This window comes from Mesorhizobium sp. M0522, assembly GCF_040321085.1.
Classification (GTDB): Bacteria; Pseudomonadota; Alphaproteobacteria; order Rhizobiales; family Rhizobiaceae; genus Mesorhizobium.
Map to the genome: position 1 here is coordinate 15,326 of NZ_JAMYQW010000035.1, position 19,146 is coordinate 34,471.

A 19,146-nucleotide genomic window follows, 5' to 3' on the forward strand; every position below is an offset into this window, starting at 1 on the left:
TCGCCGGGCGGAACCCTGCAATCGCGGGTCCGATTCGGCTGGTGACGGCAACGGCGCCGCATGCGAGGCGAGACACATCGGAAGCAATAATTGCGAAACAAAAATAGAACAAATAGGGATATGCGTTATTTTTCAAACCCTTGGTGCTCATTGACAAATGAGAACAAATGAGGTACATTCTTTTAAGGATTGCGGGATTGTCCGGCCTCCATTGACGACCACGGGGTGATGTATCATGGCTCAGAATTCTTTGCGGCTTGTAGAGGACAAAGCGGTGGACAAATCAAAGGCTCTGGATGCGGCGCTGTCGCAAATCGAGCGTGCCTTCGGCAAGGGCTCGATCATGCGGCTCGGCGCGAACGAGCAGGTCGTCGAGATCGAAACGGTGCCGACCGGCTCGCTTGGGCTGGACATCGCGCTTGGCGTCGGCGGCCTGCCGCGCGGCCGCATCGTCGAGATCTACGGGCCGGAAAGCTCGGGCAAGACGACGCTGGCGCTGCACACGGTGGCCGAAGCCCAGAAGAAGGGCGGCATCTGCGCCTTCGTCGATGCCGAGCACGCGCTCGACCCGGTCTATGCCCGCAAGCTCGGCGTCGATCTCGAAAACCTTTTGATCTCGCAGCCCGATACCGGCGAGCAGGCGCTGGAGATCTGCGACACGCTGGTGCGCTCCGGCGCCATCGACGTGCTGGTGGTCGATTCGGTGGCGGCGTTGACGCCGCGGGCGGAAATCGAAGGCGAGATGGGCGATTCGCTGCCCGGCCTGCAGGCCCGCCTGATGAGCCAGGCACTGCGCAAGCTCACCGCCTCGATCTCGCGCTCCAACACCATGGTCATCTTCATCAACCAGATCCGCATGAAGATCGGCGTCATGTTCGGTTCGCCCGAGACGACGACCGGCGGCAATGCGTTGAAATTCTATGCCTCGGTCCGCCTCGACATCCGCCGCATCGGCTCGGTCAAGGATCGCGACGAGGTCGTCGGCAACCAGACCCGCGTCAAGGTCGTCAAGAACAAGCTGGCGCCGCCCTTCAAGGTGGTCGAGTTCGACATCATGTATGGCGAGGGCGTCTCCAAGACCGGCGAGCTGGTCGATCTCGGCGTCAAGGCGGGCGTGGTCGAAAAGTCGGGCGCCTGGTTCTCCTACAATTCGCAGCGTCTTGGCCAGGGCCGCGAAAACGCAAAACTGTTCCTGCGCGACAATCCCGACACGGCGCGCGAGATCGAGCTGGCGCTACGGCAGAATGCCGGGCTGATCGCTGAGAAATTCCTTGAGAACGGCGGCTCCGAAAGCAGCGACGACGGTTTCGAGGACGACGCTGGGGTGATGTAGGGCAGGCGACGCCTCGCTGAGCCTCAGCCAGGTTTCGATTTGATGTTTTGATTTTGAGTTTGCGTAATCGATGCGTTTCGAACCGCCGGCCCTGGGCCGGCGGTTCGCGTTTGACGGCGAGGCAGACGCATTTCAAGGCGCTGGTGAAAGCCGGGATTTGAGCCCATTTGGTGTTTCTGGACAGGCTGCGGTGCGACCGCTAAAAGGCCATGTCTATTTTCCGCCGGCAGCCGGCGGTTCTCTCGAAAAGGCAGTATTCATGAGTGGCGTCAACGAGATCCGGTCGGCATTTCTCGACTATTTTCGCAAGGAAGGTCACGAGGTCGTCGCGTCAAGCCCGCTGGTGCCGCGCAACGACCCGACGCTGATGTTCACCAATGCCGGCATGGTGCAGTTCAAGAACGTTTTCACCGGTCTGGAGAAGCGGCCGTATTCGCGCGCCACGACTGCCCAGAAGAGTGTTCGCGCCGGCGGCAAGCACAACGACCTCGACAATGTCGGCTACACCGCGCGCCACCTGACCTTCTTCGAGATGCTCGGCAATTTCTCCTTCGGCGACTATTTCAAGGAGCGGGCCATAGAGCTTGCCTGGAACCTGATCACCAGGGAGTTCGGGCTGAAGAAGGACAAGCTGCTGGTCACCGTCTACCACACCGACGACGAGGCGGCCTCGTACTGGAAGAAGATCGCCGGCCTTTCGGACGATCGCATCATCCGCATCGCGACTTCGGACAATTTCTGGGCAATGGGCGACACTGGACCTTGCGGGCCGTGTTCGGAGATATTCATCGACCGTGGCGAGCATATCTGGGGCGGCCCTCCCGGCAGCCCCGAGGAGGATGGCGACCGTTTCCTTGAATTCTGGAACCTGGTGTTCATGCAGTACGAACAGGTGACGAAGGAGGAGCGCGTCGACCTGCCGCGTCCGTCGATCGACACGGGCATGGGCCTCGAGCGCATGGCCTCCATCCTGCAAGGCGTTGAAAGCGTCTTCGAAACCGACCTGTTCCGCCACCTCATCGACGCCGCATCGTCGGCGCTCGGCCGCGGTCCGGATGCGGACGCCGTCGCATCGTTGCGCGTCATCGCCGACCATTCGCGTTCGTCCTGCTTCCTGGTCGCCGACGGCGTGCTGCCGTCCAACGAAGGCCGCGGCTACGTGCTTCGTCGTATCATGCGCCGCGCCATGCGCCACGCGCAGTTGCTCGGCGCCCGTGATCCGCTGATGTGGCGCCTGGTGCCGGCACTGGTCCGCGAGATGGGCCAAGCCTACCCGGAACTGGTGCGCGGCGAACAGATGATCACCGAAACGCTGAAGCTTGAGGAAACTCGTTTCCGCAAGACGCTGGTGCGCGGCTTGGGCTTGCTTTCGGAGGCGACGGAAAAGCTGGCCTCCGGCGACATGCTGGATGGCGAGACAGCGTTCAAGCTCTACGACACCTATGGCTTTCCGCTCGATCTGACGCAGGACGCGCTGCGTCAGCGCAACATCTCGGTCAACCTTGCCGGCTTCACCGAGGCGATGGAGCGGCAGAAGGAAGAGGCGCGCAAAAGCTGGGCCGGCTCCGGCGACGTGGCGACCGAGACGGTATGGTTTCCGGTGCGCGAGAACGCCGGCGCCACCGAGTTCCTCGGCTATGAGACCGAGCAGGCGGAAGGCCTCATCCAGGCGCTGGTCAGGGACGGCAAGACCGTCGACAGTGCCGGCAAAGGCGACGCCGTTGCCGTGGTTGTCAACCAGACGCCGTTCTATGGCGAGTCCGGTGGCCAGATGGGCGATACCGGCGTCATTTCAGGCGACGGGTTCTCGATCGAAATATCCGATACCCAGAAGAAGGCCGATGGGCTTTTCGTCCATCTCGGCAAGGTGGCCAACGGCACGGTCAAGACGGGCGCGACCGTCGAGCTGAAGGTGGACCACGCGCGCCGCACCAGACTGCGCGCGAATCATTCCGCCACGCATCTGATCCATGAGGCGCTGCGCGAGTTGCTGGGCACCCATGTGGCGCAGAAGGGCTCGCTGGTCGCGCCCGAACGTCTGCGCTTCGACATCTCCCACAACAAGCCGATCTCGCCTGACGAGCTCGAGGAGGTCGAGCGTATGGCAAACGAAATCGTCGTTCAGAATAGCCCTGTAACCACGCGGCTGATGTCTGTCGACGACGCCATTGCCGAAGGCGCCATGGCGCTGTTTGGCGAGAAATATGGCGATGAAGTGCGCGTCGTTTCGATGGGCACGGGCTTGCATGGCGCCAAGGCCAACCGGCCTTATTCGGTCGAGCTATGCGGCGGCACGCATGTTAGGGCGACCGGCGATATCGGCCTGGTGCGCATCGTGTCCGACAGCGCGGTCGCTGCCGGCGTGCGCCGCATCGAGGCGTTGACCGGCGAGGCGGCCAGAAAGCATCTCGACGAACAGGACAAGCGGTTGAAGGCGGCCGCCGCCGCGTTGAAGATTTCGCCGGCCGATGTGCCGGCCCGCGTCGAGGCGCTGCTGGACGAACGCAAGAAGCTCGAAAAGGAGCTGATCGAGGCGCGCAAGAAGCTGGCGCTGGGCGATCGCTCGCCAGCCGGAGTGCCTGCGGAAAACGAAACCATTGCCGGTGTCGGTTTTCTCGGCAAGGCGGTATCGGGCGTCTCGCCAAAGGATCTTAAGCCGTTGGCCGATGCCGGCAAGAAGTCGCTCGGCTCCGGCATCGTCGTCTTTGTCGGCGCCGGCGAGGACAACAAGGCAAGCGTCGTCGTCGCCGTCACCGATGATCTGGCCGGCCGCTTCAACGCCATCGATCTGGTGCGCGTCGCGTCCGCGGCATTGGGGGGGCAGGGCGGCGGCGGGCGACCCGATATGGCTCAGGCCGGCGGCCCGGACGCCTCGAAGGCCGAAGACGCGATCGCTGCGGTGAAGGCGGCTCTCGAAGCGGCGTGAACCTGCACCGGGAGCGGCACGGCCGAAACGGCGCGCCGCCCAGCGGATATCTTTGAGGGCCGATATGCCGACGCTGACGATGTATCAGGTCGATGCCTTTGCCGAACGGGCCTTCCAGGGTAACCCTGCCGCCGTTCTCCTTTTAGAGGAATGGCTGTCGGAGCAGGTAATGCAGGCCATCGCCAACGAAAACAATCTTGCTGAAACCGCGTTTGTGCGGCCGAATGGCAAAGGTTGGGATTTGCGCTGGTTCACGCCGGTCCACGAAGTCGACTTCTGCGGCCACGCCACTCTTGCGGCCGCCCATGTGCTGGCTACGGAATACAATGGTCAGGGCGAAATGGCCTTCGCCACCCGGGTCGGCGAGCTGCGGGTTTCCCGGTGGGAAGGGGGCTATCAGCTCGATCTGCCTTGTTTTCCGCCGCAGCCCGTCGAGGAAGAGCTGAACTCGGCGCTGCAAGCGATATTGCCTCAGCGGCCGGTTGCGAGCTTCCGCAATTTCGAGAACCTGTTTGTCGAGCTTGCCGACGAGACAACCGTGCGATCTTTCGTTCCCGATCTGCTCAGGATCGGACGTTTTCATCCTCTCGGCCTGGTTATTACCGCGCCTGGGCGAGCCCACGATTTCGTCTCCCGTTACTTTGTGCCCGGGGCGGGCATTCCCGAGGATCCGGTAACCGGCTCCATTCATGCGACGCTGGTGCCTTATTGGTCTGAAAAACTCGGCAAGACGCATCTGTCGGCATTCCAATGCTCGCAGCGCGGCGGGCATTTGCTATGCAAACTGGCCGGAGATCGCGTGCTGATCACAGGCCGTGCGAAGACCTTCATGAAGGCGGAGATCTACCTTCCCGATTGAGCGGCTTGCGAGGCAGAGAAGGCAAGGATCTGGGAGAATTTGTCGCCAGCCTCGGCGGGACAGCACCCCCCTCTGTCCTGCCGGACATCTCCCCCTCAAGGGGGGAGATTGGATGTCACGATTGCCTTCGCCACTTGTCAATGATTGAAGAAAAGCGGGGCAATGAACCTGCCAATCTCCCCCCTTGAGGGGGAGATGTCCGGCAGGACAGAGGGGGGTGCTGTCCCTCGGCCTCTCGTATCTTTGTCACCCTGCCTTTTCGGTTTTCGCAAAACTCGCGCGTTGAGTGATGCGCGCATACCAATCCCGAATCTCGGCAAACTCGGCCAGCAGGGCTTGTCCCTCGGCGACCTTGACGAAATAGCCGATGATCGGTGCGGCGTGCAGGTCGGCCAGCGTCAGGTCCGGTCCCAACAGCCAAGGCCCTTCGGCTTTCAGCGAAGAGAGCGCCTGAAATGCCGTTCTTGCCTGCCGCAACCCGTTGGCGATCAGGGCTTCGTCGGGCGGCGTTTTTTCCAGCCGCTCGACAGCGACATCCCAGACCATGGTCCTGTAGGCGTAGGCGTCGAGCAGGCCGGTGATCTGGTTCAGGCGTGCTCGAGGCCGGGCTTCGACCGGTTGCAGCGCCGGGCCGCCAAAGGCTTCGTCGACATAGCGGGCAATCGCGCCGGTCTCGTAGAGGCGAAAGCCGTCATGCTCGAAGGCCGGGATGCGGCCGAACGGCTGGTGCTCGAAGTACCAGCCGGGAATGCCGTCTGCGGCAAAGACGTCGACGGGCACGAGCTCGTAGCCGACACCCTTTTCCTCCAGCACCAGCTGCACGATGCGCACATAGACGCTGTAGTCCGCGCCGTAGACGACGGGCTTGCCCATGCCGGTTGGGCTCAGGCCATCGCTTTCTGCAAATTCTCGTCGATCTTGTCGAGGAAGCCGGTGGTCGAAAGCCATGGCTGGTCGGGGCCGATCAGCAGCGACAGGTCCTTGGTCATGAAGCCGGACTCGACCGTCTGGATGCAGACCTTTTCCAGGGTCTCGGCAAAGCGCTTCAGTTCGGCATTGTCGTCGAGCTTGGCGCGATGCGCGAGGCCGCGCGTCCAGGCAAAGATCGAGGCGATCGAATTGGTCGAGGTCTCCTCGCGCTTCTGGTGCTGGCGATAGTGGCGGGTGACGGTGCCGTGCGCGGCTTCCGCCTCGACGGTCTTGCCGTCCGGCGTCATCAGCACCGAGGTCATCAGGCCGAGCGAGCCGAAGCCTTGCGCCACCGTGTCGGACTGCACGTCGCCGTCATAATTCTTGCAGGCCCAGACATAGCCACCCGACCATTTCAGGCTCGAGGCCACCATGTCGTCGATCAGCCGGTGCTCGTACCAGAGTTTCTTCGCTTTGAATTCTGCTTCGAACTCCGCCTCGTAGACCTCCTGGAAGATGTCCTTGAAGCGTCCGTCATAGGCTTTGAGGATGGTGTTCTTGGTCGAGAGGTAGACGGGGTAATTGCGCAGCAGGCCGTAGTTCAGGGAGGCGCGGGCGAATTCGCGGATCGATTCGTCGAGATTGTACATGGCCATGGCGACGCCGGCGCCAGGTGCGTCGAAGACGTCGTGCTCGATCACCTGGCCGTCCTCGCCGACGAATTTGATCGTCAGCTTGCCCTTGCCGGGGAAGCGGAAGTCGGTGGCGCGGTACTGGTCGCCGAAGGCGTGGCGGCCGACGATGATCGGCTTGGTCCAGCCGGGCACCAGCCGCGGCACGTTCTTCATGATGATCGGCTCGCGAAAGATGGTGCCGCCGAGGATGTTGCGGATGGTGCCGTTCGGCGACTTCCACATCTTCTTCAGCTTGAATTCCTCGACGCGCTGCTCGTCGGGCGTGATCGTCGCGCATTTCACGCCGACGCCGTATTTCTTGATGGCGTTGGCCGAATCGATGGTCACCTGGTCGTTGGTGGCGTCGCGGTGCTCGATGCCGAGGTCGTAATATTCGAGCTTGAGGTCGAGATAAGGGTGGATCAGCTTGTCCTTGATGAACTGCCAGATGATGCGGGTCATCTCGTCGCCGTCGAGTTCGACGACCGGGTTCGCCACCTTGATCTTCGCCATGGAAAGAATGCCTCGCTTTTGGGGAACGGAACGGCCTTGCCCGCACGGCTGCCGGCCCTGGGATGCGGCCCGTATATCAAAGGCTTTTTGGCCGCGCAAACGGCGAACCGCGCCGTAGTGTCGGCATTCCTTGCGAAAGCTTCATTTTCGCCGCCAAATGTGGCAGGGGACTGCGAAATGCCGCAAACAGCAGTTCACTGACAACCATGGCCGCTACCCAGGATCCCGAAACCCCTCTTGCCTCCGGAACTCCAGCGTCCGGACCGGCGATCATCCTGGTCGAGCCGCAGCTCGGCGAGAATATCGGCATGGTTGCACGCGCCATGGCCAATTTCGGCCTTTCCGAGCTGCGGCTCGTCAATCCGCGCGACGGCTGGCCGAGCGAGAAGGCGCGTGCCGCCGCAAGCCGCGCCGACCACGTCATCGATGCCGTCAAGGTATTCGATGACCTGGCCTCGGCGGTTGCCGATTTGAACTTCGTCTTCGCCACCACGGCGCGCGCGCGCGACAATTTCAAGCCGGTGCGCGGTCCGGTCGAGGCGGGCAGGGCGCTGCGGGCGCGGCAGCGGGCCGGCCAGCGCACCGGCATCCTGTTCGGCCGCGAGCGCTTCGGCCTCTATAATGACGAGGTCGGCCTTGCCGACGAGATCGTCACCTTCCCCGTCGATCCAGCCTTCTCCTCGCTCAACATCGCCCAGGCGGCCCTGCTGATGTCCTATGAATGGATGAAGTCCGGCCTGGAAGACGAGACCAGGACCAACTTCTCCGGCCCCGAAATGCCGCCGGCTGCCAAGGAAGAATTGCACGGCCTGTTTGCGTATCTGGAAGGTGCACTGGAGGCGCGCGGCTATTTCCGCCCGGCAGCGAAGAAGCCGAAGATGGTCGACAATTTGCGTGCAGTGCTGACCCGCGCCGGCTTTGCCGAGCCGGAGCTTAAGGTGCTGCGCGGCATAATATCATCGCTGGACAGGTTCTCGCCGGCCATGCCGCGCGGCGACGGATCGCCCGGCGACGATCCAAGGCGGCTCCCGGCGGCCGCGGCACGCGCTGCGAGGGCGAAAGACAAAGACTAGCCTCGGAACTGCCCATACCTCACCAGTAACCGAATGTTATTTGGTGTGATCCATTGTCTGGAAAACGATGGATCCTTTCGATGTTCAATTCAAATATCGGGCGTCTTCGCTTTTTTTTCTATTCCGCGGCCTTGCTGGTTGCGGAAATCGTGACCGTTGTGCTGTGCGTCGTGCTGACCATCGGCATCGAGGGTTTGGCCAATTCAAAGCCCGGACCTTCCAGGGAAGGGCTGGCCGCAGCCGTTCTCGTCGCCTCGCTGGTGATCGTTCTGTTACGCGCGAATTTCGCCTGGCGTCGAAGCCGCGACGCGCAAGGGTCGGGTTGGATCCTTTGGTCGTATATCGTGTTCTCGACGCTGTTTGCGATCCTGCAGGCCGGCACTGTTCTTGTCGTGAAATTCGACGGCGAAGATTCGCATTCCGGCCTTAACCTGTTGGGATTAGCTCTTGTCGGGCTGTGGGCCGTCATCTTGGCGGGCAAGCCGGCGGGCGGTGGCTCTGCGGATATGGCGTCATCCCTGAGCTTCGACGATTTCGACCCGCCCGGGCCGCTGCGCGGCACCGCGGCGCTCCATTCAGAGTCAGCCGCCGGCGCGACGGCCCAGGCTGCGGCCTACGCCATGCGCGCCGCACCGGTGCCGTCGAACCAACCTGCATCTCAACCTGCATCTCCGGCGAACGGCCGGCCGCGGGCCGGCGGCTTCGGCAAGCGCGGCCTTGTGTGACCGTCTCGCCGCATCAAGGCCATGATGGTTCCAGATAGAAGCGTCAGAGATAAAGCCATCGCCGACGCAAAGGATGGGCCCGCCTTCTCTCTTTCGAGCCCACGTGATCCCAGCCCTTAGTGAATTCAATGACGATGACCGATCCATCAAGCGCCCGTCCGATCCTGATGTTCGATTCCGGCATTGGCGGCCTCACCGTGCTGCGTGAGGCGCGCGTGCTGATGCCTGACCGCCGCTTCATCTATGTCGCCGACGACGCGGCGTTCCCCTTCGGCGCCTGGGAGGAACCGGCGCTGAGAACACATATCCTGGAGTTGTTCGCCAGGCTGCTCGACCGGTTTTCGCCGGCCATTTCGGTCATCGCCTGCAACACCGCCTCGACACTGGTCATAGATGCGTTGCGCGAGAGGTTTCCCGGCCACCCTTTCGTCGGCACCGTGCCGGCCATCAAGCCGGCGGCGGAACGCACGCGCTCAGGCCTGGTTTCGGTGCTGGCGACGCCCGGCACCGTCAAGCGCCAGTACACGCGCGACCTGATCAGCAAATGGGCGCAGAAATGCCATGTCCGCCTGGTCGGCAGCGACAGGCTGGCGGGATTGGCCGAAGCCTATATGCGCGATGGTTTTGTCGACGAGGACGCCGTGCGCGCAGAGATCGCGCCGTGCTTCGTCGAGCATGACGGGCTGCGCACCGACATCATCGTGCTTGCCTGCACCCATTATCCGTTTTTGGCCAACCGCATGCGCAAGACAGCACCGTGGCCGGTCGACTGGCTCGACCCGGCCGAGGCGATCGCACGCCGCGCGCTCTCGCTGCTTGCCGATACCGAGGCCGGTTATCGCAGAGAGGCACTGCCGGAAGGCGCCGACCTCGCATTCTTCACCTCGAACAGCGCCGATTTTCCGACGCGCCGGCTGATGCAGGGATTTGGCTTGGCGATATCCTGACCGCAAGCAATTTTCGCTTTGGGAACATCACACCAGACAATGCGTTTTCCTCTCATCGGAAACGGGAGAAACCATCATGCCAGCCACCTCAAAAGCCCAGCAGAAAGCGGCCGGCGCGGCATTGTCAGCCAAGCGCGGCGAGACCAAGAAGGGCGCGCTCAAAGGCGCGTCGAAGGGAATGTATAAATCCATGAGCGAAAAACAGCTCGAGGAGTTCGCCGAGACCAGGCGCAAGGGCCTGCCGGAAAAGAAGTCGAAACACTGATCGACTGACCATTCTGGCGGCGGGTGCCGGTCGATAAAAGGCCCGCGGCTGAGCCGCGGGCCATGAAGTCTCAACGGGCGAGGACGAAAATTACCAGTTCCAGCCCCACCCGCAGCGCCGCACTTTGTAGCGGATAACCTTGCGATGACCGTGGCGCCACACCACCTTCTTCTTGACCACGATGCGGCAGACCTGGTGATGCCTGTGCCCATGCCAATGCCGGGCCTGCGCCGGCTCGGGCGCGACCGCCATCGTGCCGGCCATCACCGCGGCTCCTACCAACGTAAGGAAGAACTTCTTCATGCGAATTCCAGCTCCTCTGACTTCAGTCCCTTCCTGATGCCGCTGGCGCAACCTCCCGCCACATCCGGCACGTTCTACAACCGTAACACTATCCGGTTCGGCGATTCGCGCCAGCCAGAAGCTTGACAGCGGTTAAATCTCCGTTTAACCAGCCCACCAACACCGGGCCGCAATGCCCGGTGGTTTTCTTTATGTGTGCAAGACGTTTGGGAAGCCGGTTTTACTTTCCTTATGTCTTGTTTGAAATGACGTGTCCCGTGGGTTTTCCGTCGCGTTGCGTGGAAAACCCTGTCAGGTCTCGAAAACGGAGGCCAGAGGAGGGCGCGTTTCCTTCACCCGGACCATGAGGTTCCGGGTGCATTGTTTTGAAAGGGAATGCGATGAGCAAGCGCGAATCCGCGAAGTACAAGATCGACCGCCGTCTTGGCGAAAACATCTGGGGCCGCCCGAAGTCCCCGGTCAACAAGCGTGAATACGGCCCCGGCCAGCACGGCCAGCGCCGCAAGGGCAAGCTTTCCGATTTCGGCCTGCAGCTGCGCGCCAAGCAGAAGCTGAAGGGCCACTATGGCGACGTTTCGGAAAAGCAGTTCCGCAAGGTCTATGAAGAGGCGGACCGCCGCAAGGGCGACACCTCGGAGAACCTGATCGGCCTGCTCGAATCGCGCCTCGACGCAGTCGTCTACCGCGCCAAGTTCGTGCCGACCATCTTTGCGGCGCGCCAGTTCGTCAATCATGGCCACGTCAACGTCAACGGCAAGCGCGTCAACATCGGCTCGTACCGCTGCAAGCCGGGCGATGTCATCGAAGTGCGCGAGAAGTCGAAGCAGCTGGTCATTGTGCTGGAATCGGTGGGCCTGGCCGAGCGCGACGTGCCCGATTACATCGAGGCCGATCACAACAAGATGACCGCGGCTTTCACGCGCATCCCCGGCCTGGCGGACGTTCCGTTTGCCGTGCAGATGGAACCGAACCTGGTCGTCGAGTTCTATTCGCGCTGATCGGCGCGTTCGTCGCGATACAATCGAAGGCCGCCCGTCGAGGCGGCCTTTTCTTTTTCGTTCCTTTTCCGCGGCGTGATTCCGAAATCGATTTCGATTTTCGGTCCGATGCGCTACTGCGGGCGGCAACAGGATCTTGGGGCCGACGCGCCGTGAACATGCAGCCAGACGCCGAAACGCTCGAACCGGTCGCCGACGCCGAAGGCGGCTTTCATCCTCTGTTTGCCGATGTGCCGTCCTCCGTCGAGTTCAACAAGCTGCGCAAACGGCTGTTGCGGCTTGCCCGCCAGGCGATCGACGATTTCTCCATGGTGAGGCCCGGCGACCGTTGGCTGGTCGCTCTGTCGGGCGGCAAGGATTCCTACGGCCTGCTTGCCGTTCTGCTCGATCTCAAATGGCGCGGGCTGCTGCCGGTCGAGCTGTTGGCCTGCAATCTCGACCAGGGCCAGCCGAACTTTCCCAAGCACATATTGCCCGATTATCTCGATAGATATGCCATTCCGCATCGCATCGAATATCAGGACACCTATTCGGTGGTCACCGACAAGCTGGCCGAGGGCAGCACCTATTGCTCGCTGTGCTCGCGGCTACGGCGCGGCCATCTCTATCGCATTGCCCGCGAGGAGGGCTGCTCGGCGCTGGTGCTCGGCCACCACCGCGAGGACATACTGGAAACCTTCTTCATGAACCTGTTCCATGGCGGGCGCCTGGCCGCCATGCCGCCGAAGCTGCTCAATGACGAAGGCGATGTCATGGTGCTGCGGCCGCTCGCCTATTGTGCGGAAGCCGATCTCGAGAAATTCGCCGGCGCCATGAAATTCCCGATCATTCCGTGCGATCTGTGCGGTAGCCAGGAAGGCCTGCAGCGCAACGCCATGAAGGCGATGCTCGACGACATCGAGAAGCGCATGCCCGGCCGCAAGGACACGATGATCCACGCCATGACCAATGTGCGGCGTTCGCATCTGCTCGACAGGAAGCTGTTCGATTTCGCCGCCCTCAACGAAACCCTCACCACCAGGCGTCCCGATGACATTTGACGATAGCGCGATCGACTGGCTTGCCGACCTTCTGTCGGAAGCCGCCGTCGCCGAGATCATGCCACGCTTTCGCCGGTTGAGCGAGGGCGACGTCCGTCGCAAGACCTCGGCCGCAGATCTCGTCACCGAGGCCGACGTCAATGCCGAACGGCTCATCACCGCCAGGCTGCGCCAGCGTTATCCCCACGCAATGATCGTCGGCGAGGAGGCCTGCTCCGACGACCCGACGCTGCTCGACGGTCTCGGCGATGCCGAACTCGCCTTCGTCATCGACCCGGTCGACGGCACCTTCAACTTCGCCTCCGGCGTGCCGCTGTTCGGCGTCATGCTTGGCGTCGTGATCAAGGGCGAGACGGTCGCCGGCATCATTCACGATCCCGTCGGCAAGGATTGGCTGATCGGCGTTAGTGGCGCCGGCAGCCATATCCGCCATGCCCATGGCGATCTGGAAAAGGTCCATGTCGCCAAACCGGCGCCGATGTCGGAAATGACCGGTGCGGTCTCATGGCACTATGTGCCCGAGCCGGACCGCTCACGTTTGGCGCGCAACCAGACCAAGTCGCTATCGCAGTTCAATTATCGCTGCGCCGCCCATGAATACCGCCTGCTGGCCAGCGGCCACGGCCATTTCGTCGTCTACAACAAGCTGATGCCTTGGGACCACTTGGCCGGCGTGCTGATCCATGCGGAGGCCGGCGGCCATGCCGCGCGCTTCGACGGCAGCGCCTATCTGCCGTCGCATGTCGGGGGTGGCCTGCTGGTCGCACCGGACCGGGAGAGCTGGCGGGAGCTGCGCCGTGAGCTCTGGGCGGAATAGCTCTTCGCTGCCAAAGTTGTCCAATCTTGTGCGAAACCGGAGATCTCGAATGAAACCTCGGTCCGCAATTGTTGCAACGGCCTTTGCCCTTGCCTTGGTTGCCGGTGTCCATGAAACAAGAGCTGGGGAACGCGCATGTCGCAGTCCCGACTCCGTCGACACCATAGACGAGATGTTCTCCGCGATCTTCGCCTGTTGGAAGCCGCCGCGCGGAAGCGCGGGCATGACCCTGACGCTGCAGTTCTCAATTCGCCGAAACGGCACGCTTATTGGCAAGCCGCGCGCCACTTTCTCCCATCTAGGGGACGATGGTCCGCTCAACCGGGCCTTCGTGGCTTCCGTCCTCGAGGCGCTCGACAAGGCTCTTCCACTGCCCGTTTCGGACAGTATGGGTGGAGCAATCGCAGGACGTACGCTGTTCCCTCGCTTCACCGCGGTCAGTGAGGGTGCATCCTAGGCGCACGCGCAATGTGCATTAGACCGGCGGGTTATGCGGCTGGAACAGTCTGCCGCGCTCGGCCAGCAGGATCATCAGCAGCGCCGCCACGGACACGCTGCAGAATCCGGCGGCCAGCGGCGTCACCGTGCCGTTGAAGGCTTGGCCGATCAGCGTGCCGAGTATGCCGCCAAGAAATGTCTGCATGAACCCGAGGATCGACGACGCAGTGCCGGCCAGGTGCCCCAGTGGCTCCATGGCGAGCGCGTTGAAGTTCGCGCCGAGCGCGCCGAACGGGACCATGGCGCAGGCAAAGAAGGTAATGAAGAGCCAGAGCGGCATCTTTATTTCGATGGAAACGACCAGCCAGGCAAGGCTGATGGCCAGAAACAGCAGCAGCGCGCTTTGCGACAGACGGCGCATGCCGATGCGGCCGACGAGGCGCGAGTTGAGGTAGTTCGAAAAAGCAAGCACGCCGGCAACCCCCGCGAAGATGACGGGGAACATCTCGCCGACATTGAACACGCTGACATAGATCTGCTGGGCCGAGGCGATGAAGCCGAACATGGCGCCGAAGATGAAGGTGCTGGCGAAGGCGTAGCAGAGCGCGATGCGGTTGGTGAGAACGATGCGGAAGCCGCCGATGATGGAGGACAGCGTCAGCGGCCGGCGATATTCGGGGTGTAGTGTCTCGGGCAGGCGCAGCAGCGACCAGGCGGACACGATCAGCGCGCCGGCTGCCATGGTGACGAAGATCACATGCCAGGTCGCAAACAGCATGATGAACTGGCCGATACCGGGCGCCACCACCGGAATGGCCATGAACACCATGAAGATCAAGGACATGACTTCGGCCATGCGCCTTCCGTCGAACGTATCGCGCACGATCGAGACGGCAATGACGCGCGTCGCCGCCGCACCGATGCCTTGCACGGCCCGGCATAGCAGAAGCGTGGTGAATGACGGGGCGATTGCCGCAGCGCCGGCCGCCAGGACGTAGATCACCAGCCCTGCGACAAGCGGCGCGCGGCGCCCGAAGCGGTCCGAGATCGGCCCGAAGAACAGCTGTCCGCCGCCAAAGCCAAGGATATAGGCGGTGACAACATATTGCCGGTGGTTTTCATTTTCGATGCCAAGCGAAGCGCCGATCTGCTGCAGCGCCGGCAAAATAATGTCGATGGCCAGCGAATTGAGCGCCATCAGCGCCGCGCACAGCGCAATGAATTCCCAGCGCGGAATAGGCAAGGTGCTTGCCTTTTGCTGCGCTTGTGCTTGCTGATCCACGGCCAGTCCGATCCTCAAACGAAAATGCGCCGGCTGGCCGACGCATCCATTCGTTGATTGCCCGATAATGGGCAGAACTTTTTGCCAAGGTGGGGCTGCCCCGGCGCTTAGCGCATGACCCCCGAAAATCGCAGGCGGAAGGTCATACGCAGAAACAGAAGTCAGGCGGCGCCTTTGACGCTGACGCCCTTTTCGACGAGGAAGGTCTGCAGTTCGCCCGCCTGGAACATCTCGCGGATGATGTCGCAGCCGCCGACGAACTCGCCCTTGACGTAGAGCTGCGGGATGGTCGGCCAGTTTGAATAGTCCTTGATGCCTTGCCGCAGCTCGGCCGACGTCAGCACGTCGACGCCCTTATAGTCGGCGCCGATATAGTCGAGGATCTGCACGACCTGGCCGGAAAATCCGCATTGCGGGAAGCCGGGCGTGCCCTTCATGAAGAGAACGACGTCGTTGCCCTTCACTTCATTGTCGATGTAGTCGTTGATGCCGCTCATGGAATACCCTTTCATGCCTGTGGGAGTCAGGCTCGAACATTACCCTTCAAATAAACCCATGGGTTGCGCGAAACAAGATGTTTGCCGCCTTGCCATGCAAATGGCGCAAAGGAACGTCTGATCTTGGGCCAAGAGCGTTGGCCACCATCTTTCCCGAGGCGCGATGAAAAGACGATATCTCGCCGGGTTCCTCCTCGCCGTTCTGGTCGCCGCATTGGTCTTGATCTGGTGGGCCACGTCGCCGAGACAGCCAACGCTGGTCGTCGGCGGTGAATTGCCGGCGCCGTGCCGCGATGCGAGCTTCGAGGCGGTCGCCTATGTCGCCTGCGAGATCGATCTGCGCCGCTATGACGTCGGTGTGTTCCACACAGGCCTCGACGGCAAGGCTTTCGGTTCACTGGACAAATTCGACAAGGCGATGGCGGATCAGGGCCGGACGGTGCTGCTCGCCACGAACGCCGGCATGTACCACCAAGACCTGACCCCAGTCGGCCTTCTCGTTGAAGACGGCCAGGAGAAGGCGCCGATCAACGTCGCCGACAGCGGAGGCAATTTCTTCCTGAAACCGAATGGCGTATTCCTGGTCCGCAAGGACGGCAAGGCGGCGGTCATGGAGACGAACGCCTATACCGCCGCCAGGCCGGACGTGATGTTCGCCACGCAATCCGGCCCGATGCTGGTGATCGACGGCGGGCTTCATCCCCGTTTCGAGCAGAACAGCACGTCGCGCTATATCCGCAACGGAGTCGGCGTGCGTGACGAAAACACCGTCGTGCTGGCGATCTCACGCTCTGAAGTCAGCCTCGGCAGCTTCGCACGACTGTTTCGAGACGCGCTCGATTGTCCCAACGCGCTTTTCTTCGACGGGGCCGTTTCGGCGCTGTCGAACGGCGAGCGGATGATTGTTGGTGGAAAGTATCCGGCGGGGCCGATCATTGCCGTGACCGGTAAGAAGCTTGCGAGCCGGTAACTGCAAGAGAGCTCAGTCCGGCACGCTGGTCTGCAGTGCAAGCGCGTGCAGTACGCCGCCCATGTTGCCCTTCAGCGCGTCATAGACCATCTGGTGCTGCTGGACGCGGCTTTTGCCACGAAAGCTTTCGGCCACCACCTCAGCCGCATAATGGTCGCCGTCGCCGGCCAGGTCGCGAATCGTCACCTTGGCGTCCGGAATGCCTTCCTTGATCAGCCGTTCGATGTCGTGGGCGTCCATTGCCATGTGAGGATTCCTTGTTCAGGTCGTGATCTCATAGATATGGTCGAAATGGCGGATGAACCACAGGGAAAGGGGCCCACTCGATCACATCACGGGTCCACGACCTCATTTGCCATGAAGCGAGGGAACCAGGATTCGTGGGCGGCCGTCAATTCGCTGACCGGTATCGCACGCGCCTCGCCCAGCTTCAGTTCGCTGCCGCCGGTCGAGCCGATCCACGGCGCAAAAACGCCGAGCTTGTTTTGCTGTTCGCGAATGGCGTCCCATTGCTCGCTCTGCGGGTCGATCGACAGCGTCAGCAGATAACGGCCCTGGTCCTCGCCGAACCAGACCGGGATCGGATCTGTACCGATCAGGCCGGGGATGGTCGCACCGATGCCTGAGGCCATCGCCATCTCGGCCAGCGCCACCGCGATGCCGCCGTCGGAAACGTCATGCGCCGCGGTAACGACACCGGAGGCGATCAGTGCCCGCACATGGTCGCCGACCCGCTTCTCGTGGCCGAGATCGACCGGCGGCGGCGGGCCGTCGGCGCGGCCATGAATGTCGCGCATATAGGCGGACTGGCCAAGATGCGTTCCCCACATGCTCGGCGCGCCGACCAGCACGATCATCTGGCCTTCGGCGGCAAAACCGATCCGTACCATCTTCGACCAGTCGGCAATCAATCCGACGCCGCCAATGGTCGGTGTCGGCAGGATGCCTTGGCCGTTGGTCTCATTGTAGAGCGAGACGTTGCCGGAGACGATCGGGAAGCCAAGCGCCCGGCAGGCATCGCCGATGCCTTTCACGGCACCAACCAGCTGGCCCATGATCTCCGGCCGTTCCGGATTGCCGAAATTGAGATTGTCGGTGGCCGCGAGCGGCAGAGCGCCGGTGGCGGTAAGATTGCGCCAGCATTCGGCAACCGCCTGCTTGCCGCCCTCGTAAGGGTCGGCCTCGCAATAGCGCGGCGTCACGTCGGAGGAGAAGGCGAGCGCCTTGGTCGGATGACCGTCGACGCGCACGACACCGGCGTCGCCGCCGGGAAGCTGCAGGGAATTGCCCTGGATCAGCGTGTCGTACTGCTCCCACACCCAGCGGCGCGAGGAAAGGTCCGGTCCGCCCAGCAGCTTGAGCAGTGCGTCGGCCACATCGGTTCGCGGTGCATCGCCGGCCAGCGGCGCCGGCTTCTTCGGCTCGACCCAGGGACGGTCATATTCCGGCGCCTGGTCGCCGAGATCCTTGATCGGCAGATTGGCAACCTCGTCGCCCTGATGCAGCACGCGGAAGCGCAGATCGTCGGTGGTCTTGCCGACGATGGCAAAATCAAGGCCCCATTTGTGGAAGATCGCCTCGGCCTGTTTTTCCTTTTCGGGGCGCAGCACCATCAGCATGCGCTCCTGGCTCTCCGAAAGCATCATCTCATAGGCGCTCATGCGCTCTTCACGCACCGGCACCTTGTCGAGATCGAGCTCGATGCCGAGGTCGCCCTTGGCGCCCATCTCGACCGCCGAGCAGGTGAGGCCGGCGGCACCCATGTCCTGGATGGCGATAACGGCGCCGGACGCCATCAGTTCGAGGCAGGCTTCGAGCAGGCATTTTTCGGTGAAGGGATCGCCAACCTGGACCGTGGGCCGCTTCTCGTCGATCTTGTCGTCGAACTCTGCCGAGGCCATGGTGGCGCCGCCGACGCCGTCGCGCCCGGTCTTGGCGCCGAGATAGACGACCGGCAGGCCGACGCCCTTGGCCTCGGACAGAAAGATTGCGTCCGTCTTCGCGAGGCCCGCGGCAAACGCATTGACCAGGATATTGCCGTTGTAGCGGGCGTCGAAATTGACCTCGCCGCCGACCGTCGGCACGCCGAAGGAATTGCCGTAGCCACCGACGCCGGAAACGACGCCGGCAACCAGATGCCTGGTTTTGGGGTGGTCCGGCGCGCCGAAGCGCAGCGCGTTCATCGCCGCGATCGGTCGCGCGCCCATGGTGAAGACATCGCGCAGGATGCCGCCGACGCCGGTCGCGGCACCCTGATAGGGCTCGATGTAGGAGGGGTGGTTGTGGCTCTCCATCTTGAAGACGACGCAGTCGCCGTCGCCGATATCGACCACGCCGGCATTCTCGCCCGGGCCCTGGATGACTTGCGGCCCGGTGGTCGGCAGCGTGCGCAGCCACTTCTTCGAGGATTTGTAGGAACAATGCTCGTTCCACATCGCCGAAAAAATACCGAGTTCGGTAAAGCTCGGTTCGCGCCCGACGAGGTCGAGGATGCGCTGGTACTCGTCGGGCTTCAGCCCGTGCGCGGCAATGAGTTCCGGAGTGATCGGCACGGAATTGGAAATGGTCATGATCGGC

19 protein-coding genes are annotated in these 19,146 nt (G+C 62.5%); 12 read left to right on the top strand and 7 right to left on the bottom strand.

Going from position 1 to position 19,146, the window contains the following annotated elements:
- The first annotated feature begins 235 nt into the window (after nt 1-235).
- The 3 genes from recA to NKI58_RS28035 all read left to right on the top strand — a co-directional run bounded on the left by recA (nt 236) and on the right by NKI58_RS28035 (nt 5,118).
- Nucleotides 236-1,333: a recombinase RecA gene (recA, locus tag NKI58_RS28025; protein ID WP_023674696.1), complete on the top strand. Its 1,098-nt coding sequence runs from the start codon at nt 236-238 to the stop codon at nt 1,331-1,333.
- Between the two features lie 259 nt (nt 1,334-1,592).
- Nucleotides 1,593-4,259, top strand: a complete 2,667-nt coding sequence (gene alaS / locus NKI58_RS28030; protein WP_352788559.1) for an alanine--tRNA ligase — start codon at nt 1,593-1,595, stop codon at nt 4,257-4,259.
- A gap of 64 nt (nt 4,260-4,323) precedes the next feature.
- On the top strand, nt 4,324-5,118 hold the full coding sequence (locus NKI58_RS28035; RefSeq protein ID WP_352788494.1) for a PhzF family phenazine biosynthesis protein: 795 nt from the start codon (nt 4,324-4,326) through the stop codon (nt 5,116-5,118).
- Between the two features lie 246 nt (nt 5,119-5,364).
- Here the strand turns inward: NKI58_RS28035 and NKI58_RS28040 are convergent, their stop codons facing one another.
- Together NKI58_RS28040 and NKI58_RS28045 are read right to left on the bottom strand one after the other, a co-directional pair.
- Complete coding sequence (locus tag NKI58_RS28040; RefSeq protein ID WP_352788497.1) at nt 5,365-5,991, bottom strand: glutathione S-transferase family protein; 627 nt, start codon at nt 5,989-5,991, stop codon at nt 5,365-5,367.
- 11 nt (nt 5,992-6,002) lie between these two features.
- Nucleotides 6,003-7,214, bottom strand: coding sequence for an NADP-dependent isocitrate dehydrogenase (locus NKI58_RS28045; protein WP_352788500.1), 1,212 nt, complete (start codon nt 7,212-7,214; stop codon nt 6,003-6,005).
- 206 nt (nt 7,215-7,420) lie between these two features.
- On the opposite strand from NKI58_RS28045, the gene NKI58_RS28050 reads away from it, so the two are divergent.
- The 4 genes from NKI58_RS28050 (at nt 7,421) to NKI58_RS28065 (ending at nt 10,224) form a co-directional block, all read left to right on the top strand.
- Entirely contained in the window at nt 7,421-8,287 is an 867-nt protein-coding gene (locus tag NKI58_RS28050) for an RNA methyltransferase (RefSeq protein ID WP_352637808.1), read from the top strand.
- A gap of 80 nt (nt 8,288-8,367) precedes the next feature.
- Nucleotides 8,368-9,012, top strand: a complete 645-nt coding sequence (locus NKI58_RS28055) for a DUF805 domain-containing protein (protein ID WP_352827791.1) — start codon at nt 8,368-8,370, stop codon at nt 9,010-9,012.
- Nucleotides 9,013-9,146: 134 nt separating this feature from the next.
- Nucleotides 9,147-9,959: a glutamate racemase gene (murI, locus tag NKI58_RS28060; RefSeq protein WP_352788505.1), complete on the top strand. Its 813-nt coding sequence runs from the start codon at nt 9,147-9,149 to the stop codon at nt 9,957-9,959.
- A gap of 76 nt (nt 9,960-10,035) precedes the next feature.
- Entirely contained in the window at nt 10,036-10,224 is a 189-nt protein-coding gene (locus tag NKI58_RS28065) for a DUF3008 family protein (protein WP_352788507.1), read from the top strand.
- A gap of 90 nt (nt 10,225-10,314) precedes the next feature.
- On the opposite strand, the gene NKI58_RS28070 is transcribed toward NKI58_RS28065, so the two are convergent.
- Nucleotides 10,315-10,527 carry a hypothetical protein gene (locus tag NKI58_RS28070; RefSeq protein WP_023674706.1) on the bottom strand — a complete coding sequence of 71 codons (213 nt, stop codon included), beginning with the start codon at nt 10,525-10,527 and terminating at the stop codon, nt 10,315-10,317.
- A 380-nt stretch (nt 10,528-10,907) separates the two neighbouring features.
- Here NKI58_RS28070 and rpsD point away from each other — a divergent pair, with 380 nt between their 5' ends.
- From rpsD to NKI58_RS35630, 4 genes are all read left to right on the top strand, one after another.
- Nucleotides 10,908-11,525: a 30S ribosomal protein S4 gene (rpsD, locus tag NKI58_RS28075; RefSeq protein WP_023717376.1), complete on the top strand. Its 618-nt coding sequence runs from the start codon at nt 10,908-10,910 to the stop codon at nt 11,523-11,525.
- 158 nt (nt 11,526-11,683) lie between these two features.
- Entirely contained in the window at nt 11,684-12,565 is an 882-nt protein-coding gene (ttcA, locus tag NKI58_RS28080; RefSeq protein ID WP_352457797.1) for a tRNA 2-thiocytidine(32) synthetase TtcA, read from the top strand.
- The gene (locus NKI58_RS28085; protein ID WP_352576004.1) at nt 12,555-13,382 is read left to right on the top strand and encodes an inositol monophosphatase family protein; all 828 of its coding nucleotides are present in this window, start codon (nt 12,555-12,557) and stop codon (nt 13,380-13,382) included. Before ttcA ends, NKI58_RS28085 begins: the two co-directional genes overlap by 11 nt.
- A gap of 49 nt (nt 13,383-13,431) precedes the next feature.
- Nucleotides 13,432-13,839, top strand: a complete 408-nt coding sequence (locus NKI58_RS35630; protein WP_502897045.1) for a UCP034077 family protein — start codon at nt 13,432-13,434, stop codon at nt 13,837-13,839.
- An 18-nt stretch (nt 13,840-13,857) separates the two neighbouring features.
- Here the strand turns inward: NKI58_RS35630 and NKI58_RS28095 are convergent, their stop codons facing one another.
- Both NKI58_RS28095 and grxD read right to left on the bottom strand, forming a co-directional pair.
- Nucleotides 13,858-15,057: a multidrug effflux MFS transporter gene (locus NKI58_RS28095; RefSeq protein ID WP_502897046.1), complete on the bottom strand. Its 1,200-nt coding sequence runs from the start codon at nt 15,055-15,057 to the stop codon at nt 13,858-13,860.
- Between the two features lie 206 nt (nt 15,058-15,263).
- Nucleotides 15,264-15,599 carry a Grx4 family monothiol glutaredoxin gene (gene grxD / locus NKI58_RS28100; RefSeq protein WP_023674712.1) on the bottom strand — a complete coding sequence of 112 codons (336 nt, stop codon included), beginning with the start codon at nt 15,597-15,599 and terminating at the stop codon, nt 15,264-15,266.
- A 163-nt stretch (nt 15,600-15,762) separates the two neighbouring features.
- Here grxD and NKI58_RS28105 point away from each other — a divergent pair, with 163 nt between their 5' ends.
- On the top strand, nt 15,763-16,569 hold the full coding sequence (locus NKI58_RS28105) for a phosphodiester glycosidase family protein (RefSeq protein ID WP_352788512.1): 807 nt from the start codon (nt 15,763-15,765) through the stop codon (nt 16,567-16,569).
- Nucleotides 16,570-16,581: 12 nt separating this feature from the next.
- Here NKI58_RS28105 and NKI58_RS28110 read toward each other — a convergent pair whose 3' ends face one another.
- Both NKI58_RS28110 and purL read right to left on the bottom strand, forming a co-directional pair.
- Nucleotides 16,582-16,815, bottom strand: coding sequence for a BolA/IbaG family iron-sulfur metabolism protein (locus NKI58_RS28110; RefSeq protein WP_023674714.1), 234 nt, complete (start codon nt 16,813-16,815; stop codon nt 16,582-16,584).
- 86 nt (nt 16,816-16,901) lie between these two features.
- Nucleotides 16,902-19,139 carry a phosphoribosylformylglycinamidine synthase subunit PurL gene (gene purL, locus NKI58_RS28115; protein ID WP_352788561.1) on the bottom strand — a complete coding sequence of 746 codons (2,238 nt, stop codon included), beginning with the start codon at nt 19,137-19,139 and terminating at the stop codon, nt 16,902-16,904.
- Nucleotides 19,140-19,146: the final 7 nt, after the last annotated feature.

Excerpts from the sequence above, each read along its gene's own strand:
- recA (WP_023674696.1), top strand. The coding sequence starts at position 236 with ATGGCTCAGAATTCTTTGCGGCTTGTAGAGGACAAAGCGGTGGACAAA.
- alaS (WP_352788559.1), top strand. The coding sequence starts at position 1,593 with ATGAGTGGCGTCAACGAGATCCGGTCGGCATTTCTCGACTATTTTCGC.
- NKI58_RS28035 (WP_352788494.1), top strand. The coding sequence starts at position 4,324 with ATGCCGACGCTGACGATGTATCAGGTCGATGCCTTTGCCGAACGGGCC.
- NKI58_RS28040 (WP_352788497.1), bottom strand. The coding sequence starts at position 5,991 with ATGGGCAAGCCCGTCGTCTACGGCGCGGACTACAGCGTCTATGTGCGC.
- NKI58_RS28045 (WP_352788500.1), bottom strand. The coding sequence starts at position 7,214 with ATGGCGAAGATCAAGGTGGCGAACCCGGTCGTCGAACTCGACGGCGAC.
- NKI58_RS28050 (WP_352637808.1), top strand. The coding sequence starts at position 7,421 with ATGGCCGCTACCCAGGATCCCGAAACCCCTCTTGCCTCCGGAACTCCA.
- NKI58_RS28055 (WP_352827791.1), top strand. The coding sequence starts at position 8,368 with ATGTTCAATTCAAATATCGGGCGTCTTCGCTTTTTTTTCTATTCCGCG.
- murI (WP_352788505.1), top strand. The coding sequence starts at position 9,147 with ATGACCGATCCATCAAGCGCCCGTCCGATCCTGATGTTCGATTCCGGC.
- NKI58_RS28065 (WP_352788507.1), top strand. The coding sequence starts at position 10,036 with ATGCCAGCCACCTCAAAAGCCCAGCAGAAAGCGGCCGGCGCGGCATTG.
- NKI58_RS28070 (WP_023674706.1), bottom strand. The coding sequence starts at position 10,527 with ATGAAGAAGTTCTTCCTTACGTTGGTAGGAGCCGCGGTGATGGCCGGC.
- rpsD (WP_023717376.1), top strand. The coding sequence starts at position 10,908 with ATGAGCAAGCGCGAATCCGCGAAGTACAAGATCGACCGCCGTCTTGGC.
- ttcA (WP_352457797.1), top strand. The coding sequence starts at position 11,684 with ATGCAGCCAGACGCCGAAACGCTCGAACCGGTCGCCGACGCCGAAGGC.
- NKI58_RS28085 (WP_352576004.1), top strand. The coding sequence starts at position 12,555 with ATGACATTTGACGATAGCGCGATCGACTGGCTTGCCGACCTTCTGTCG.
- NKI58_RS35630 (WP_502897045.1), top strand. The coding sequence starts at position 13,432 with ATGAAACCTCGGTCCGCAATTGTTGCAACGGCCTTTGCCCTTGCCTTG.
- grxD (WP_023674712.1), bottom strand. The coding sequence starts at position 15,599 with ATGAGCGGCATCAACGACTACATCGACAATGAAGTGAAGGGCAACGAC.
- NKI58_RS28105 (WP_352788512.1), top strand. The coding sequence starts at position 15,763 with ATGAAAAGACGATATCTCGCCGGGTTCCTCCTCGCCGTTCTGGTCGCC.
- NKI58_RS28110 (WP_023674714.1), bottom strand. The coding sequence starts at position 16,815 with ATGGCAATGGACGCCCACGACATCGAACGGCTGATCAAGGAAGGCATT.
- purL (WP_352788561.1), bottom strand. The coding sequence starts at position 19,139 with ATGACCATTTCCAATTCCGTGCCGATCACTCCGGAACTCATTGCCGCG.